The sequence below is a fragment of the Jeotgalibacillus marinus genome (assembly GCF_040801915.1).
GTDB lineage: Bacteria > Bacillota > Bacilli > Bacillales > Jeotgalibacillaceae > Jeotgalibacillus > Jeotgalibacillus marinus.
In genome coordinates this window covers 1-224 of the sequence record NZ_JBFMIA010000345.1, presented here as the reverse complement: position 1 = coordinate 224, position 224 = coordinate 1, and the positions used below count along the sequence as shown (strand labels likewise).

1 protein-coding gene is annotated in these 224 nt (G+C 49.1%); it reads left to right on the top strand.

Going from position 1 to position 224, the window contains the following annotated elements; genetic code table 11:
• Positions 1–224, top strand: a 224-nt coding sequence (locus tag AB1471_RS19235; RefSeq protein ID WP_367781101.1) for a hypothetical protein, incomplete at both ends; no start/stop codon positions are given.

Here is a 224-nt window from a genome sequence, read left to right as displayed (position 1 = left end):
GAGCAAAGAAAAGGGAAGCGAAAGAGAAAGAGGAGAAAAAGGAGGGAAAGGGAGGGGAGAAAGAAGGAAGAGGAAGGGGAAAAGGAAGGGAAGAGGAAAAAAAAAGAAAGAGAAAGAAGGGGAAAGAGGAAAGGGGGAAAGGGGAAGGAGAGAGAAGAAGGGAGAGGGGGGGAGAAGAAGGAGAAAAGGGGAGAGAGGAAAAAGAGGGGAGGAGGAAGAAGAGG